This is a genomic window from Pseudomonas sp. S2_F07 (assembly GCF_054668325.1).
The window spans coordinates 4,849,968-4,865,451 of record NZ_CP162758.1 but is presented as its reverse complement, the minus strand read 5'-3'; the positions used below and the strand labels follow the sequence as shown (position 1 = coordinate 4,865,451).

The window sequence follows — 15,484 nt, the reverse complement described above, 5'->3', positions numbered from 1 at the left end:
CCCCGCTCCTGTTAGCGCGCCGGCAGCACTTTGCCGCGGCATTCGCCGAAACCGATGGAAGCAAAACCGTCGCGGCGGCAACGGCCGCGCAGGATGATTTCGTCACCGTCCTCAAGGAATTTACGCACTTCGCCCGAGGCCAGTTCGATCGGCTTTTTACCGCCTTCGGTGATTTCCAGCAGGCTGCCGAACTGACCGTTCTGCGGCCCCGACAAGGTGCCCGAACCGAACAAGTCACCGGCCTGCAATTGGCAGCCGTTGACGCTGTGATGCGCGACCATTTGCGCCACGGTCCAGTACATGTGTCCGGTGTTGCTCAGGGTCAGGCGATGGGCTGGCAGGTTCTGTTCGCGCATGGCCTCGGTGAGCAGCAATACTTCCAGCTCGATGTCGAACGCGCCAGCAGCCTGATCGCGCTTGTCGAGCAGGTACGGCAGCGGCTGCGGATCGCCTTGGGGACGCGCAGGCTGGGCACGACGGAACGGCTCCAGCGCTTCGGCGGTGACCACCCACGGCGAGATGCTGGTGATGAAGCTTTTCGACAGGAACGGTCCCAGTGGCTGGTATTCCCAGGCCTGGATATCCCGTGCCGACCAGTCGTTGAGCAGGCAGAAACCGGCGATGTGATCAGCGGCGTCGCCAATGGCAATCGAGTCGCCCATGTCGTTGCCCTGGCCGATCCAGATGCCCAGTTCCAGTTCGTAGTCCAGGCGCGCGCAAGGACCGAAGGTCGGCTCGGTTTGACCGGCCGGCAAGGTCTGGCCTTTCGGGCGACGTACGTCGGTACCGGACGGGCGAATGGTCGACGCACGACCGTGGTAGCCGATTGGCACGTACTTGTAGTTCGGCAGCAACGGGTTGTCGGGACGGAACAGTTTGCCGACGTTCTGCGCGTGCTCGATGCCGACGTAGAAGTCGGTGTAGTCGTTGATTTTCGCCGGCAGGTGCATCTGGCAATCCGCCGCCAGCGGCAGCAGTTTTGCGCCCTGGGCTTCAATCTTGCCGTGCAGGGTGCTGCCCTCGGCGAACAGTTCCAGCAAACGCTCGCGCAAGGCGACGCGAGCCTCGCGGCCCAGTTCGAAGAACGCATTCAGCTCGCCGCCACGGGTAGCCTCGACGGCAGTCTTCGCGGCGCCATCGAACAATCCGGCCTCAAGGGCTGCTTGCAGATCAAAGATATGCTCGCCAATGGCCACGCCACTGCGCGGTGCCAAGCCGTTGAGGCTGAACACGCCCAGTGGCAGGTTTTGCAGGGGGAAATCCGCGTGGCCGTTGGCGGATGCAACCCAGCTGCGTGTGATGGAAGTCTGCGTCATGGGTTATCTCCGGGTCGGGTCGAAAGTGGCGGGCAACGTAGCCCAGCAGGCGTCGTAAGTGTTTTGCAGTTGCGGGCAATCGAGGGCGAAACGGCTTGGGCGCAACACTTGGCTGGTCTCGAACATGAACGCCATGGTGTTGTCGATTTTCGCCGGCTTGAGGTCCGCGTTGATCGCTTTGGTGCACGTCTCGCCGTCGGGACCGTGGGCGCTCATGCAGCTGTGCAACGAAGCACCGCCCGGCACAAAGCCTTCGGCCTTGGCGTCGTACTCGCCCTGGATCAAACCCATGAATTCGTTCATCAGGTTGCGATGGAACCACGGCGGACGGAAGGTTTTCTCGGCCACCATCCAGCGTGGCGGGAAGATCACGAAGTCGAGGTTGGCCAGGCCGTGAACGCTGGTCGGCGAGGTCAGCACGGTGAAGATCGACGGATCGGGGTGATCGAAACTGACGGTGCCGATGGTGTTGAAACGGCGCAGGTCATATTTGTACGGCACATTGTTACCGTGCCAGGCGACCACGTTGAGTGGCGAATGATTGAGCTCGCAGGCCCACAACTCGCCGAGGAACTTCTGCACCAGCGTGGTGGGTTGTTGCAGGTTTTCGTAGGCCGCCACCGGGGTCAGGAAGTCCCGTGGATTGGCCAGGCCATTGCTGCCAATCGGTCCCAGGTCCGGCAGACGCAGGGGCGCGCCATGGTTTTCGGCGACGTAACCGCGGGCTTGCGGATCGAGCAATTCGATGCGGAATTTAAGGCCGCGTGGCAGTACGGCAATTTCCAGCGGTTCGAGTTCAAGCACGCCCAGTTCGGTGGCGATGCGCAGGCGCCCCAGTTCAGGTACCAGCAACATCTCGCCATCAGCATTGAAGAACACGCGCTCCATGGAACGGTTGGCGCGGTAGTTGTAGATGCTGATCCCGGCCGGCTTTTCTGCGCCCGAGTTGGCGGCCATGCTCACCAGGCCGTCGATGAAATCGGTCGGCTCGGCAGGAATGTCCAGCGGGTTCCAGCGCAGGCGGTTGGGGGTCACCTCACCCAGCGGGCCGCCCGCCAGTTGCCGGTCCAGTTTGACGAATGCCGGGTGATTGGCCGACGGCTGAATGCGATACATCCAGGTCCGCCGCGCTTCGCTGCGCGCCATGGTGAACGCCGTGCCGGAGAACAGTTCGGTGTAAAGACCGTACGGGGCTTTTTGCGGGGAGTTCTGGCCGACAGGCAGTGCGCCGGGCAACGCTTCGCTGCTGAATTCGTTGCCGAAGCCTGACTGGTAGGCCAGCGCTGGCATCGTTGAATCGGGGTTCATGGAGCCTCCTGAACAGGGAGTCGGCAGTGGCCGCTCGCTCTGTTGCAGAGGTCGAGGCACGCCCGGGTTGTTTTTATCGTAATTTGATTACGCATAACGTAATTTGATTGGTATTGACCGTCAAGCTATAAAGACGCCCATTCGTCCCGGGATCCCAGCCACCATGGAAAAAACCAGCGACAACAACGGTAAACAGAAAGTCCGCTCGGCCGAGGTTGGCACCGACATCCTCAAGGCTCTGGCCGAGTTGTCGCCTTCGACTTCGCTGTCGCGCCTGGCCGAACACGTGCAGATGCCGGCGAGCAAGGTTCACCGCTATTTGCAGGCCTTGATCGCCAGTGGATTCGCCGAACAGAACGCCGCCACCAACCATTACGGCCTGGGCCGCGAAGCCCTGCGCGTAGGGTTGGCGGCTCTCAACAGCATGGACGTGCTAAAAGTCGCCGCCCTGCCCCTGGCTGAACTGCGCGACGACTTGAACGAAACCTGTTTCCTGGCGGTATGGGGCAATCAGGGCGCAACCGTGGTGCATATCGAACCGGCGGTGCGTGCGGTGACGGTGGTGACACAACTGGGTTCGGTGTTGCCGTTGCTCAGTTCTTCGACGGGACTGGTGTTTGGCGCCTACCTGCCGAAACGCGAAACCGAGGATCTGCGCGTGCAGGAATTGCAGTCCCACGCAGCCCACGCGCTGGCAGACGATCAGGCCTATGCGGCCCAGTGCGAACAAATCCGCGCACGCGGTTTGCACCATGTACATGGTTTGCTGCTGCCAGGGGTGGATGCCTTGTCGGCACCAGTGTTCAACGCGATGGGCAGAGTGGTTGCCGTGCTGACGGTGGTGGGGCCGACATCGTTGTTCCATGCCGATGAAAACGGTCCGGCGGCGCAGCGTCTGTTATCCGCCAGCCATGCGGTCAGCTGGCGCTTGGGTTTTGAACCCGCCGTATCCGCAACCTGATTGCGGCAGCTGTGCCAACCAAGGGGTTGGCACAACTACTTTGATAGAACCACCAATCAGCTCAGTAAATCCCGGGCAATTGCTGCACCCATTTCATTGAGCTCATCAAGTTTCACACCATCGAAACGATATTTCCGGTCAAAGGTGTACGGTTCGGAAAAGATCCCAAGATTCTCACTGGAGAATCTTGGGACCTCACCGTCCTGCAACTTAAGGAAAAATGCCCATACCAGTGATTGAGAGTAAATAACCGTCGAATCGTTAGCCGACGCAATTGCATTGATATATACCTTATCGACATCAATGCCGCGACCACCGAGCCTTGCGTGCAGCTTGGCCCGCACCAACTCCCTTGTCAGTTGCCCCATACCTTAAAGCTCCATAATTAATAGTTATTAGCGCACTAGTACCCTGACAAACATTACCTTGACCGAGCACTATCGAACATATTAATCAACCCACCGCGCAATGCACGCAAATTGGTCAGCGCCGACAACCATACTAATCAACACGGTTATTTATGCACGAAACCGTATGTTTTAATTCATTTCCAAACGAAAAACAAACAACTACCAACTCTGCATTATCAACCCCAACTTCTTCGCCATGGCAACTGCCTGTGTCCGCCGTTCCACACCCAACTTGCTGTGAATGCGCCGGGCATGGGTTTTCACCGTATGCAAAGAAATGAACAGTTGCTCGGCAATTTGCTGATTGGAATTACCCTGGGCAATCAGGCCGAGCACCTCCAGCTCCCGACTGCTCAGCAGGCTGGCATCCAGGGCCAGCGCGGTCACCGTCTCCTCGCCTTGTAATCGACAGATCAGGCTCGGCTGGCGCAAGTTCAAATCACGCAATGCCTGTTGCCCCTGACAACGCTTGACCAACGCCAGACCGGCCTGCAGAGCTGCGTGGGCCATGTCCGGCTCACCCGTCAGCTCCGCCACTTCGCTGATCGCCAAATGCAGTTCCGTTTCCAGCGCCAGCATGGCGTGTTGTTGTGCGTGCTCGAGTAACGCCCTGAGTCGATCCAATGGACGTTGCACCAGTTGCAGTTGGGTTTCGGCCAACACCAGCTGGTATTCGATACGTGCAATCAAGTGCAGCGTGGCCGGCGGTGCCTGGCGCGCGTGGGCCCCGCGGTAATGACGCAAGACTCGGGTCAACGCTTCCCGGGCCAATTCCGGGCGCCCTTGCTGCAGCCAGAAATGACTGCTGATTTGCAGCAGCACCCCGCGATATACCGTGTCGGGGATCTGCCGTTGCTGCATCAACCGTTCGGCCTCGCGCAGACGATCAAACGCATGGGCATAGTCGCGTTGATTGGCCGCCAATTGCGCCTGCCCCAAAAATCCGTACAACACGTGCTTGTCCTGACTGTGCAAACAGTCATCAAGGCCCGCCTGGAAACATTCCCCGGCTAATTCATCCTGGCCCTGGCACAGGGCCAACCGACCACGCCGCAGGGCGATTCGTCCCAGCAGCGGCGTCGGTCGATCGGCCTGTCGCCCGAGCATTTCATGGATGTCGGCCAGCAACTGCGCTGCTCGCCGCGGCGCACCACGCTGCTCCAGCAACTGGGCATGATCGAGTTCGAGCAAGCCTTCAAACAGCAACGAGCCTTGTGCCCGCGCCAGGCACAGGGCGTCACGATTGAAGGCCTGGGCGGCATCGAGGTCGGCGTTGAGTAGCGCTTGCTGGGTCAACCCGGACAGACACAGTAACCGTGCGGGCCACGCCTCGGCCGCCAACTCGCCCAGCGCCTCGATAAAATGCGCCCGTGCCGCCGGCAGGCGTCCCTGCAAATGCAGCAACCAGCCCTGTTGCGCCTGCCAACGTGCCAGCAGTTGCCGTTGCAAGGATGCCGTCGGTTGCGGGGCAAATCGGGACAGTTGCCCAATGCAGGCAGCCGCCTGCTCGAAACGCCCGGCAAACAGCAACGCCGCGGTGATCAACCCCACCCGTTGCGGCGTGCCCAGGGTCAACTGTTCACCCAGTTGCTCGTGCAGTTTGAGTAACCAGCTGACGTTCTGACGCTTGAACAGATGCTCAAAACTGAAGTGTTGCATCAGGCTGACCGCGACTTCGTGCTCTTGCGCCAGCAACGCCTGCTCGAAGGCACCCTGCCAGTCTTCTTCGGCACTGAACCACTGGCACGCGCGGCGATGCCAGGATCGTCCGGCCGGGGTCGGCTCTTCACGCATCTCCCGGGCCAGTGGCTCGAAGATTCGCAACCACTCGACGGAGTCTTCCCAGGGTTCAATGAAGCAGCCCATGTCCTGCAACGCGTGCAGCCACTGCGCGCCCTCACCCGTACCGAAAAGATGCTCGCACAGGCTGGCGTTGAAGCGAGGCAGATGAACCAGCACCTGCCAGACCTCAACCAGTTCCGGCGGCAAGGTGTTGAACAATTCGTGCTGCAGATAATCGAGCAATGTCGCCGAACGCCCCTGCTCACCCGACCACGGACAACCATTGAGCAACGCGATCCGCACGCCAGCGCACCAGCCACCGCTGCGCTGTACCACCCGTTTGGCGGTTTGCGCCGCCAGGCTCGGCTCGACATGACCGAGCAACTGCCCGACCTCGGCCTCGGTAAACGCCAGCGCCCGGGCTTCGCACTCGTACAACTCATCATCGAGCAGCAGCCGCGGCCAGTTGCAGGGCGGTCGTCGACGGGAACCCAGCCACCAGGTCAGTGCCGGGCTGGCGACGGCCAACAGACGATCGAGCATCCGGTCGAGTTCCGGATCGGGTGCCCGGCAGTAATCATCGAGAAACAGCCAGGTCGGCGCCTGTAATCGGGCAAGATACGCCAGCAGCCCGGGCTCATCCGTCGAGGGCAGGCCCAGCGCTTGCGTCAGGCGCAACAAGAAATCGGCTGCGCTCAACGACGCCCCCGCCAGCGGCAGCCAACAGACCCGAACGTGCTCCGGCGCCCGCAGCAGGCATTCGGTGAGCAATGCACTCTTGCCACTACCGGCCGGTGCGCAAAGCAACTTCACCCGCGCAGTCGAAACCAGCATGGGCTCGATCAGCCGCTCGCGGGACAGATGATGGGACGACAGTCGGGGCAGGAAGCCAGGGCGGTCCAGACAGTGCGTCATTGCAGTCATTGTGGTGCGCCTTTTTTATAATTCTGGCGCCACCCTAGCCCCCTCCCGAGCGCTTGTTGAAGAAGTATTCAACACACTGATCGACCGCTATAAAAAAGGTGACCGCAAAGTCACCCTTTTGTGTAGGAGCCTGTAGGAAACCTACCGAACCCCCGTGCTACGCAAGGCTGCTGGCGTGTAGTCCCCCGCTTTTGCATCGATGTTGAATTCGAAGCTGCGCTTCTCTTCATTCTTCATTCCAAGGGCGATGTAGCGACCGGCAATCAGGTCATACAGCGCTTCGACGGTGTAGGCCGGTACCTGGTGATCGTAGTAGAACTGGGCATGCCCTTCGGCGACGCGCCAGAGTTGACCACGCCCGTCGTAGTGGTCGGCCAGCGCCACTTGCCAGCTGTCTTCATCGATATACATGTGGCGTTTGGCGTACACGTGGCGTTCGCTCGGCTTGACCGTGGCGACGACTTCCCAGACCCGGTGCAACTCGTAGCGAGTCAGGTCCTGATTAATGTGCCCGGCCTTGATCACATCGGTGTACTTGAGGTTTGGCGAGTCGAGCTTGTAGCTGTTGTAGGGGATGTACATCTCCTTTTTGCCGATCAGTTTCCAGTCGTAGCGATCCGGTGCGCCGGAAAACATGTCGAAGTTGTCGGTGGTGCGCAGGCCGTCGGACGAGGTGCCGACGCCGTCATAAGCAACCTGTGGCGCACGCCGTACCCGGCGCTGGCCTGCGTTGTAGATCCAGGCCTTGCGCGGCTCCTTGACCTGGTCGAGGGTCTCGTGGACCAGCAACACGTTGCCCGCCAGCCGCGCCGGTGCGGTCACTTCCTGCTTGAAGTAGTTGAGGACGTTATCGTCGCTGCCCGGTTTCAGATCGCTGAGCAACGACGGCACGGCGACCTCGTCCTTGAAGCGGATCACGGTGAAGTCACCATTGGATTGTGGTGTCGCCTGGGTGATGGTGCGGCGCAGATTACCGCCGTGGTAACGAGTGACGTGGTTCCAGATCACTTCCACGCCATTCTTCGGAATCGGGAATGCGTAGTAGCGATTGCCGGTGAAATTAGCCAGACCGTTACCGTCATTGATCGGTGTTACGTTCAGCGCGCTGCGCTTGGCCGACTCATAGATTTCTGCCGGTAACGCCACAGTGCGATGGCTCGGGTAGACCGGAATCCTGTAGGTCTCGGGATAGCGCTTGAACATCGCGACCTGGCCGTCAGAGAGCTTGTCCTTGTACTTGTCGACGGTCGCCGCGGTGATCACGAACAAGGGCTTTTCGTTGGCGAAGGGGTCAGCCAGGAAACCCTTGCTGTCCACCGCGCCAGCGTTTTTCGGGATGCCTCCGGTCCAGGCCGGAATCGAGCCATCGGCATTGCCGGCCTTCTCGGCACCGAGCGGGGTCAGGCTGGTGCCGAGCTTGTTGGCTTCTTGCGGCGACACCGCGGCCATCACGTTGGCGGCCAGCAGACTCAGGGCCAGAACGGTGCCCAATTGCAGAATCATCTTGCGCATTGAAATCATCCTTTTCAGCCAGATCAGAAGTTCACACCAAAGCTCAACGCCACGAAGTCACGGTCGGTGAGGACGTTGTAGTCCCCGCCGAAAAAATCGGTGTAGCTGAGGCTCGCGGTGTAGGTGTTGCGATAGTCCGCATCGACCCCGAGGCTGATGGCCTTGGCGCCTTCGTTGAACAGACCGTTGGGGCCATAGCCTGCGACGTCGTGGGACCACGAGAGGTTGGGCCTGACGTTGATCCCGGCGATAAGGTTGTTGTAGTCGAGGATGGCCCGGCCGCGATAACCCCATGAAGTCGAGGTCACGAAGCCGTCGGTATCGCCGCCGAAACCATACTGGCCATACACCGAGTCGCGGCCATAGCGCAGTTTGCCGCGCGACTCCAGTCCACCGACCCGGACCACCCCGGCCTCACCCACCAGGGTCAGGCGATCCGCACCCGCGACCTGATCGATGAAATGCGTCAGGGTGCTCTGGATCTGCGTCACCTCCTTGCGGCGATAACCCTTGTTGTCAGCCCCGGGCGACGTGGCGATGGGCGATGCCGCACCACCCGCAATCGGATTGAGCATGGCCAGGGTCAGGTCATTGGTGTTGACCTGCACCGGGAGGTTGGGGCGGTAGCTGATTTCCCCGCTCCACGCGGTGCCGGTGGATAAGGTGGTGGAGAAGCTCGCGCCGTAGAGGCGGATGTCCTCCGGGTATTCGAGGTAATACTGGCCACGACCGAGCATCACGCTTTGGGCCAGGCCCGAACCACTGCCGGGGGCGATGCGGTTGGCGGCGGCAACGATCCCCGGAATGCTTGCCAGCGTACCGGGGCCGGCGGTGGTGGTCCCGACATTCGGTGAACGGCTGTGGTAGTTCATGAAGTACAAGCCGTACTCGGTGTCATCCCCCAACCAGCGCAACGCTGTACCCCACTGTCCGGAATCCCGGGCATCGCGGTCGCCGCCACGGGGAACGATCACCCCTTCCTTGCTGACTTCGAAGCCCTGGCCGAAGGCAGCCGCAATCGGCTGCAACGGCGCAATGGCCGGATTGGCGACGGTGTAGCCCTTGTTGCAACCATCTGCCACCACATCGACACCAAAGAAGGTGCCGCAGTTATCGACGACCGTCTGGTCCCATTCCAGCTGATAGAAGCCTTCCACGGTCAACTTCTCCGTCAGGCCCTGGGAGGCGAACAGCATGTTGACCGGGATCAGGCCCTCCTTGATCTCGGCGCCGGGACGACGGAACGCGGACACGTCGACCGGATTGATGCTGTTGATCGAGTTGCCGATGAACGTGCTCTCGCCCCAACTGACCACCTGCTTGCCGGCGCGGACCGTGCCTGGCAAATCGGCGAGGGAGTAATTGTGATAGACGAATGCGTCGAGGATTTGCCCGCCTGAAGACTTGGCGCCTTCTTTGCGATTGTGATCGCTGATGTCCTTGAAGGGGCGGCTTTCATCCTTGAGTTCAAAGTCGTACCAGTACTTGCCACGCACAAACGCACCGGTGTCGCCGTACTTCAGTTCGAGGTCGTGAATACCCTTGAAGATCTTCGAGAAGGTTTCACCCTTCTTGAAATTCAATCGCCCGTCATCGCCGGTCGAAGACTGGCCGGAACCGCCATTGACGGTGCCCACCAGGGCGTCATCCGCATCACGCATGCCCCAGCTCGCGCCGACCGACAGCGAGGAGTCGAATGTCCCCTCGATTTCCCCGATGTTGAACGAAATGGCCTGCGCCTGGGCACAGCAACCCAAGGCGACCGCAGCCGCCAGCGCCTGTGGTGTGAAGATGGCGCGCATTGTTGTTTTTGTCATGCGTCTTCCCCGGTGAGTGACAGAAGGCCTCACCCTACTGCCGGACTTCGGGGTCGATAAGCGCACCAAGGAGGTATTCGTGGTGTACCTCTAAAGGATGACAGGCACAGACGACGAGCAGCCGAATCCCGACTGTTGCCGGGGCTGCAACAGTGCATGTCGGGAATTGGTATTTTTCCTACAGTACAGAGGGTTTATTCTTGCCTGGCTGCCACGGTAATCCACCGCAAGGCACGATGTAGATGTACTGGCCTGCGCCGTGACTGAAAGATTTCAGATGAATTGAGTATTCGGTTCGTCACCCCGTGTTCACTGACGTTGATTTGTAGCTCCTGATCCAACGTCTTACTTTGGCCGCTGCCTTTGCAGCGGCCTTTTTTATGGGCGATGGTTCTTGATGAGTAACAGCTGCCAGTCAAAACTTCACATACCTACATTTCTTTCAGAAAGTACCTACAAGCATAGGTAAACACCAAAAGCACTCGAGTCTTTAAGTTGAACAGCAAGTCGGCGAACGATTTTGATCTTCGTCCGACTTCAAACTTACTTATTGCGAGTGCAACCATGAAATCCATCAACTACAACCACTATCGATCCACCCGAAGCTTCAACAGTCGAATCCGCTTTCTGATTCTTCACTACACGGCCGCTGACTTTGCAAGTTCTGTCAGTGCCCTGACCGGCCCGAATGTCAGCGCGCACTATCTGGTTCCAGATATCACGGACCCCAGTTACCTGAAAGCCGGCTATGCCGGGCAGGAAGTTTTCAACCTGGTGGATGAAACCCATCGCGCGTGGCACGCGGGTGTCAGTCAGTGGGGCAGCCGCAGCAATCTGAATGACACGTCCATCGGCATTGAAGTCGTGAATCTGGCAACCGACAACAAAGGTAAATTCACCTTCCCACCGTATCACTCCGAGCAGATTGCCGCGATTGAACAACTGGCGCTGAATATCCTCAATCGCTACCCGGATATCACGCCGACCCAGGTTCTGGGCCACTCCGATGTTTCGGTCGGCCGCAAAAGTGACCCGGGACCGATGCTTCCCTGGCGGGAGCTTTACTTGAAAGGAGTCGGGGCCTGGTTCGATGAAAGCACTCGGGACGAGTATCTGCGCCGATACAACTCATCCGGCGCTCCAGCCCGAAGCGAATTGCTGGGGCTGTTCAAAACCTATGGATACGATGTTTCGGGCGCGTCCACGGAAGGCGGTTTTCAACAATTGGTGCGGGCATTCCAGTTACATTTTCGCCCGGAAAACTTCGATGGAAAAATGGACGCGCAAACAGCCGCCAACCTGAAGGCGCTGGTAGTCAAATACTTCCCGGGCTGACCATTGGCAAACGGCTTTGCAGCCGACAAATGCAACAACCGGCAAGGTCGGTCAATGTGACCTTGCCGGCGCTTTCAGAGCGAATACTTCTGCAAGTTTCCCATCATTTCCTTCAACGCCTCGATGTTGTCCTTCGGGTGCGCCGCGCCTTCGAAGTCGCAAATCTGCTGCCAGTGCGCCGCCACGTCTTCCGGGGAGAAACCGGCCCGTGGATCGAAACCGATGCCGAGGCTGCGCTCCCAGCGGACCTTGCCCATCCAGCCGCCGCCGACTTCGAACAGACCGGCGGTTTCCTGGCAGTTCTCGCTGGCCAGGTACACCACCAGCGGGCTGACCAGTTCGGGCTTTAGCTGTTCGAAGACTTGCGGCGGGATCAGGCCTTCGGTCATGCGCGTGCCTCCGGTGGGGGCGATGGCGTTGACCAGGATGTTGTTCTTGCGGCCTTCGATGGCCAGGGTGCGCGTCAGGCCGTAGAGACCGAGCTTGGCCATGCCGTAGTTGGACTGGCCAAAGTTGCCATAGATGCCCGAGGTCGACGCAGTGAAAATCACCCGGCCGTAGTTTTGCTCGCGCATATGCGGCCAGGCGGCGCGGGTGACTTTGTAGGCGCCTTCGACGTGGACGCGGTAAACCAGGTCCCAGTCGGCGTCATCCATTTTGTGGAAGGTCTTGTCCCGCAGGATCCCGGCGTTGTTGACAACCACATCGACGCGACCGAAGACGTCCAGGGCGTGCTGGACCAGTTTGTCACCGTCAGTGACCGAGTCGTGGTTGGCTTCGGCAATGCCGCCAGCCTCGCGGATCTCTGCGACCACGCGGTCGGCGGCCGAGGCATTGGCGCCTTCGCCCTGGGCCGAGCCGCCAAGATCGTTGACCAGCACCCCGGCGCCCTGTTTGGCGAACAGAAGTGCATGCGTCCGTCCCAGGCCGCCACCGGCTCCGGTGATGATCACGACTTTATCTTCGAAGCGCACAGACTCATTCATGGGGGACTCCAGCAGGCCAAGGGACAGTGAGTCCGAGTTTCAGGCACGGCGTAGCGGGTCACAATGAACACGGGGGAGGCTGAATGGTGCGCGATAAGGCTGGGGGATGATGATCGTGTCGGACAGGATGACGCGATCCCACAGAAGAAGGACAGATTCAACGCTGCGATTCAGGAACACGCCACCTTGCGCGGCGGCAAGAGCAGCTGATCGCGAAACACCAGGTAATGCTTGAGCACCTCGCAGGGCGCCTCGATCTGCGGGTAGTGGCCAATGTCGGGCAATACCACTGTGTCCGCATCCGGGATCAGCTCACGGTAACGCTCGACCATGTGCACCCCGGAGACCGGATCGACCCCGCCATCGATCACTCGCAGCGGCACTTCACCACGTTGCATCGCGCTCACCCAGCGGTTGCGCCAGACGCGTCGCTCCGGGATGTAGGCGATCAATTTGTGCATGATCCGTGGCCCGCGCTGGCTTTCGACCAGGCTCCAGAAGTCATCCATCTGGCTTTCACTGGGACGGGTTTGCGGGCCGAAAATCTGCCGAAAGCTTCTCACCAGGCCATCACGACTGAAGGCGCGGCCAATCATCCAGCCCAACGGGCTGAGCAAGAGTTTTTGCATCAGTAGCGGGTGGTGGGTTTCCGGAAACAACCCGCCGTTGAGAAACACGCAACTGGCCAGTTCCAACCGCGATTCGTAATGCCTGGCCAGCAGTTCCTGGGCCACGCTGTCACCGTAATCGTGGGCGAGCAGGTGCACTGGCTGCTCGACATTCAGGTGTTCAAGCAGTGCCTGCTGCAGATCCGCCTGCTCCAGCAGGCTGTATTCGTGATTCACCGGTTTGGCCGAATCGCCGAAGCCCAGCATGTCGCAGGCGATCACGCGAAAGCGCTGGGCCAATGGCTGCCACAGGTAATGCCAGTCCCAACTGGCGGACGGAAAGCCGTGAATGAGCAACAACGGTTCACCCTGCCCTGCTGTCCAGTAACGGATGGTCTGGCCACGGAACACGAACGCCTGGCTGCGTTTGCGCCAGACACACAGCGGGATCTCGGCGAGTGCCATTAGAGTTTATAACCCGGGTCCAGTTTATCGAGTTTGCGCAGCAGCGCCGGCCAGGCCAGCGCTCCGCCCATTCCTTGAGCACTTCGGGTGACACCCGCGATCATGGCTTTGGCGCCGGCCAGAATCTGCGGTTCGATGGCGATCAGCTCAGCGGCACCGTTTTGCGCCATGACCTGAATGTCACAGGCACGTTGAAAGGTGAACATCATCAGGAACGTATCGGCGATGGTGCTGCCGCAGGTGAGCAAACCGTGGTTATGCAACATCAGGAAATTGTTTTCACCGAGGTCGGCCTGTAGCCGCACTTTCTCTTCATGGTTGAGCGCCACGCCTTCGTAGGCGTGGTAGGCCAGGCTGGAAAGCACGAACAATGACTGTTGGCTGATCGGCAGAACGCCCTGCTTCTGTGCCGACACCGCAACCCCCGAAGCCGTGTGGGTGTGGAGCACGCAGACGACATCGTGGCGGACTTCGTGCACGGCGCTGTGGATGGTGTAACCCGCCGGATTGATCTCGTAAGGACTGTCCATCAGCTTGTTGCCGGCCTGATCCACCTTGACCAGGCTCGACGCGCTGATTTCGTGAAACATCAACCCGAACGGGTTGATCAGGAAATCTTCGGTGCCGGGCACCTTGGCGGAGATATGGGTGAAGATCAGGTCATCCCAGCCATGCTGGGCGACCAGGCGATAACAGGCTGCCAGGTCAATGCGGGTCTGCCACTCGGCAGCACTGACCTGGTCTTTGACACTCGGAGATGATTGGACGGGGGCGACGGTCACGGCAGGAAGCCTCGGTGTTTTTATGATGGAGTGTTTCCTATCTTTACCGAGTCTAGCCAGCCCTTGAGGTTCCTGTAGTTGCATTGGCAGCCAGCTTGATGACCCAGCGAGTCAGCCGTTCTGCCGCCTTGGATCCATGTCAATTGACCGGCGCCAGCGAGGGTCAGACAGGCCGTTTTCAGCGCACTGTCAGAACCATGACTGGCGTGGGTGTCGTGGCAATGGTCAGTCGCGCAGTGCGTTGATCAGGTCCGCCAGCCAAGGCTCGGCGTCCGTCTCCGGGGTCACGCTCTCGCTGGCATCCAGGCGCAGCATTGGCAGTACTTCGCGAATGCCCAGCTCACCGAACAATTCGCGCATCTGCTCGCCGCCGCCACAAAAAGTATCGCCATAGCTCGCATCGCCCAACCCGATCACCGCGCCCGGCAAACCGCGCCAGGCTGCTGGCAACTGGTCACGCATGGTCGAATACAGCGGTTGCAGGTTGTCCGGCAGCTCACCCATGCCGGTGGTCGAGGTCACCGCCAGAAAAGCTTCGGGGCCGAACGCCTGGACGTCGGCGAGGGTCGCACGGGGGTTGTGCCAGGTTTCGAAACCGGCGGCTTTCAACAGGCTGGCGGCGTGGCGGGCAACTTCTTCGGCCGTGCCGTACACCGAGCCGGAAATGATGGCGACTTTCATCAATCTGATCCTGAATCCGAGTAAAAGACCCGGATATTAACAGCACGGTCGTGATAGTTCTTTTAGAATGCAATCGACAATCAATCAGGAAAGGATACTCCGATGATTAATGCACAACTGCTGCAAATGGTAATCAACGCCTCCAATGACGGTATCGTGATTGCCGAAAAGGAAGGCGAACAGGACAAGATCCTCATTTACGTCAACCCCGCATTCGAACGCCTGACGGGGTACTCCAGTGAAGAAATCCTCTATCAGGACTGTCGCTTCCTGCAGTCGGGGGACCGCGATCAGGAAGCCCTGCCATTGATTCGCGATGCATTGAACCGCGAAGGATCCTGCCGGGAAATACTGCGCAACTACCGCAAGGACGGCACACCGTTCTGGAACGAGCTGTCCCTTTCAACGGTGAAAAATCCGGCGGACGGGCAAACCTATTTCGTTGGAGTGCAGAAAGACGTCACCGTACAGGTCAAGGCGCAACAGCGCGTGGCACAGCTGGAAGGGCAATTGGCTGAACTCCAGGCCGAGCTTGCCGCGCTCAAGGCGACGAACGGCGCAAACGAAACCCGGAATTAATGGTCAGTAACTACAATC

The 15,484-nt window shown here is 59.7% G+C and carries 13 protein-coding genes; 3 read left to right on the top strand and 10 right to left on the bottom strand.

Annotated features, from left to right (window positions below; all coding sequences use genetic code 11):
- Positions 1-11 precede the first annotated feature (11 nt).
- Both fahA and hmgA read right to left on the bottom strand, forming a co-directional pair.
- Entirely contained in the window at positions 12-1,316 is a 1,305-nt protein-coding gene (fahA, locus tag AB4O40_RS22010; protein WP_056728441.1) for a fumarylacetoacetase, read from the bottom strand.
- Positions 1,317-1,319: 3 nt separating this feature from the next.
- Positions 1,320-2,624 (bottom strand): homogentisate 1,2-dioxygenase, encoded by a 1,305-nt coding sequence (hmgA, locus tag AB4O40_RS22005; protein ID WP_056728438.1) that lies wholly within the window; start codon positions 2,622-2,624, stop codon positions 1,320-1,322.
- A gap of 163 nt (positions 2,625-2,787) precedes the next feature.
- Here hmgA and AB4O40_RS22000 point away from each other — a divergent pair, with 163 nt between their 5' ends.
- Positions 2,788-3,585: an IclR family transcriptional regulator gene (locus AB4O40_RS22000; protein WP_056728435.1), complete on the top strand. Its 798-nt coding sequence runs from the start codon at positions 2,788-2,790 to the stop codon at positions 3,583-3,585.
- A gap of 56 nt (positions 3,586-3,641) precedes the next feature.
- On the opposite strand, the gene AB4O40_RS21995 is transcribed toward AB4O40_RS22000, so the two are convergent.
- From AB4O40_RS21995 to AB4O40_RS21980, 4 genes are all read right to left on the bottom strand, one after another.
- The gene (locus AB4O40_RS21995; protein WP_223542480.1) at positions 3,642-3,953 is read right to left on the bottom strand and encodes a hypothetical protein; all 312 of its coding nucleotides are present in this window, start codon (positions 3,951-3,953) and stop codon (positions 3,642-3,644) included.
- Positions 3,954-4,154: 201 nt separating this feature from the next.
- Positions 4,155-6,701 carry a LuxR C-terminal-related transcriptional regulator gene (locus tag AB4O40_RS21990; protein WP_056728432.1) on the bottom strand — a complete coding sequence of 849 codons (2,547 nt, stop codon included), beginning with the start codon at positions 6,699-6,701 and terminating at the stop codon, positions 4,155-4,157.
- A 141-nt stretch (positions 6,702-6,842) separates the two neighbouring features.
- Positions 6,843-8,213: a DUF1329 domain-containing protein gene (locus tag AB4O40_RS21985; RefSeq protein ID WP_056728430.1), complete on the bottom strand. Its 1,371-nt coding sequence runs from the start codon at positions 8,211-8,213 to the stop codon at positions 6,843-6,845.
- Positions 8,214-8,236: 23 nt separating this feature from the next.
- Positions 8,237-10,030, bottom strand: a complete 1,794-nt coding sequence (locus tag AB4O40_RS21980; RefSeq protein WP_056728428.1) for a DUF1302 domain-containing protein — start codon at positions 10,028-10,030, stop codon at positions 8,237-8,239.
- Between the two features lie 564 nt (positions 10,031-10,594).
- Between AB4O40_RS21980 and AB4O40_RS21975 the strand changes: the two genes are divergently transcribed.
- Positions 10,595-11,365 carry an N-acetylmuramoyl-L-alanine amidase gene (locus tag AB4O40_RS21975; protein WP_460053405.1) on the top strand — a complete coding sequence of 257 codons (771 nt, stop codon included), beginning with the start codon at positions 10,595-10,597 and terminating at the stop codon, positions 11,363-11,365.
- Positions 11,366-11,439: 74 nt separating this feature from the next.
- Here the strand turns inward: AB4O40_RS21975 and AB4O40_RS21970 are convergent, their stop codons facing one another.
- The 4 genes from AB4O40_RS21970 to AB4O40_RS21955 all read right to left on the bottom strand — a co-directional run bounded on the left by AB4O40_RS21970 (position 11,440) and on the right by AB4O40_RS21955 (position 14,887).
- Entirely contained in the window at positions 11,440-12,351 is a 912-nt protein-coding gene (locus AB4O40_RS21970) for an SDR family oxidoreductase (RefSeq protein ID WP_460053408.1), read from the bottom strand.
- 170 nt (positions 12,352-12,521) lie between these two features.
- On the bottom strand, positions 12,522-13,424 hold the full coding sequence (locus tag AB4O40_RS21965) for an alpha/beta fold hydrolase (protein WP_056728423.1): 903 nt from the start codon (positions 13,422-13,424) through the stop codon (positions 12,522-12,524).
- The gene (locus AB4O40_RS21960; RefSeq protein ID WP_056728421.1) at positions 13,424-14,206 is read right to left on the bottom strand and encodes a class II aldolase/adducin family protein; all 783 of its coding nucleotides are present in this window, start codon (positions 14,204-14,206) and stop codon (positions 13,424-13,426) included. The genes AB4O40_RS21965 and AB4O40_RS21960 overlap by 1 nt, the downstream gene beginning before the upstream one ends.
- Before the next feature lie 225 nt (positions 14,207-14,431).
- Entirely contained in the window at positions 14,432-14,887 is a 456-nt protein-coding gene (locus AB4O40_RS21955) for a flavodoxin (RefSeq protein ID WP_056728419.1), read from the bottom strand.
- Positions 14,888-14,989: 102 nt separating this feature from the next.
- Here AB4O40_RS21955 and AB4O40_RS21950 point away from each other — a divergent pair, with 102 nt between their 5' ends.
- Positions 14,990-15,466 carry a PAS domain S-box protein gene (locus tag AB4O40_RS21950; protein WP_056728416.1) on the top strand — a complete coding sequence of 159 codons (477 nt, stop codon included), beginning with the start codon at positions 14,990-14,992 and terminating at the stop codon, positions 15,464-15,466.
- Positions 15,467-15,484: the final 18 nt, after the last annotated feature.

Bases quoted from the DNA above. Each gene is read 5' to 3' on its own strand.
- fahA (WP_056728441.1), bottom strand. From the start codon at position 1,316: ATGACGCAGACTTCCATCACACGCAGCTGGGTTGCATCCGCCAACGGC.
- hmgA (WP_056728438.1), bottom strand. From the start codon at position 2,624: ATGAACCCCGATTCAACGATGCCAGCGCTGGCCTACCAGTCAGGCTTC.
- AB4O40_RS22000 (WP_056728435.1), top strand. From the start codon at position 2,788: ATGGAAAAAACCAGCGACAACAACGGTAAACAGAAAGTCCGCTCGGCC.
- AB4O40_RS21995 (WP_223542480.1), bottom strand. From the start codon at position 3,953: ATGGGGCAACTGACAAGGGAGTTGGTGCGGGCCAAGCTGCACGCAAGG.
- AB4O40_RS21990 (WP_056728432.1), bottom strand. From the start codon at position 6,701: ATGACTGCAATGACGCACTGTCTGGACCGCCCTGGCTTCCTGCCCCGA.
- AB4O40_RS21985 (WP_056728430.1), bottom strand. From the start codon at position 8,213: ATGCGCAAGATGATTCTGCAATTGGGCACCGTTCTGGCCCTGAGTCTG.
- AB4O40_RS21980 (WP_056728428.1), bottom strand. From the start codon at position 10,030: ATGACAAAAACAACAATGCGCGCCATCTTCACACCACAGGCGCTGGCG.
- AB4O40_RS21975 (WP_460053405.1), top strand. From the start codon at position 10,595: ATGAAATCCATCAACTACAACCACTATCGATCCACCCGAAGCTTCAAC.
- AB4O40_RS21970 (WP_460053408.1), bottom strand. From the start codon at position 12,351: ATGAATGAGTCTGTGCGCTTCGAAGATAAAGTCGTGATCATCACCGGA.
- AB4O40_RS21965 (WP_056728423.1), bottom strand. From the start codon at position 13,424: ATGGCACTCGCCGAGATCCCGCTGTGTGTCTGGCGCAAACGCAGCCAG.
- AB4O40_RS21955 (WP_056728419.1), bottom strand. From the start codon at position 14,887: ATGAAAGTCGCCATCATTTCCGGCTCGGTGTACGGCACGGCCGAAGAA.
- AB4O40_RS21950 (WP_056728416.1), top strand. From the start codon at position 14,990: ATGATTAATGCACAACTGCTGCAAATGGTAATCAACGCCTCCAATGAC.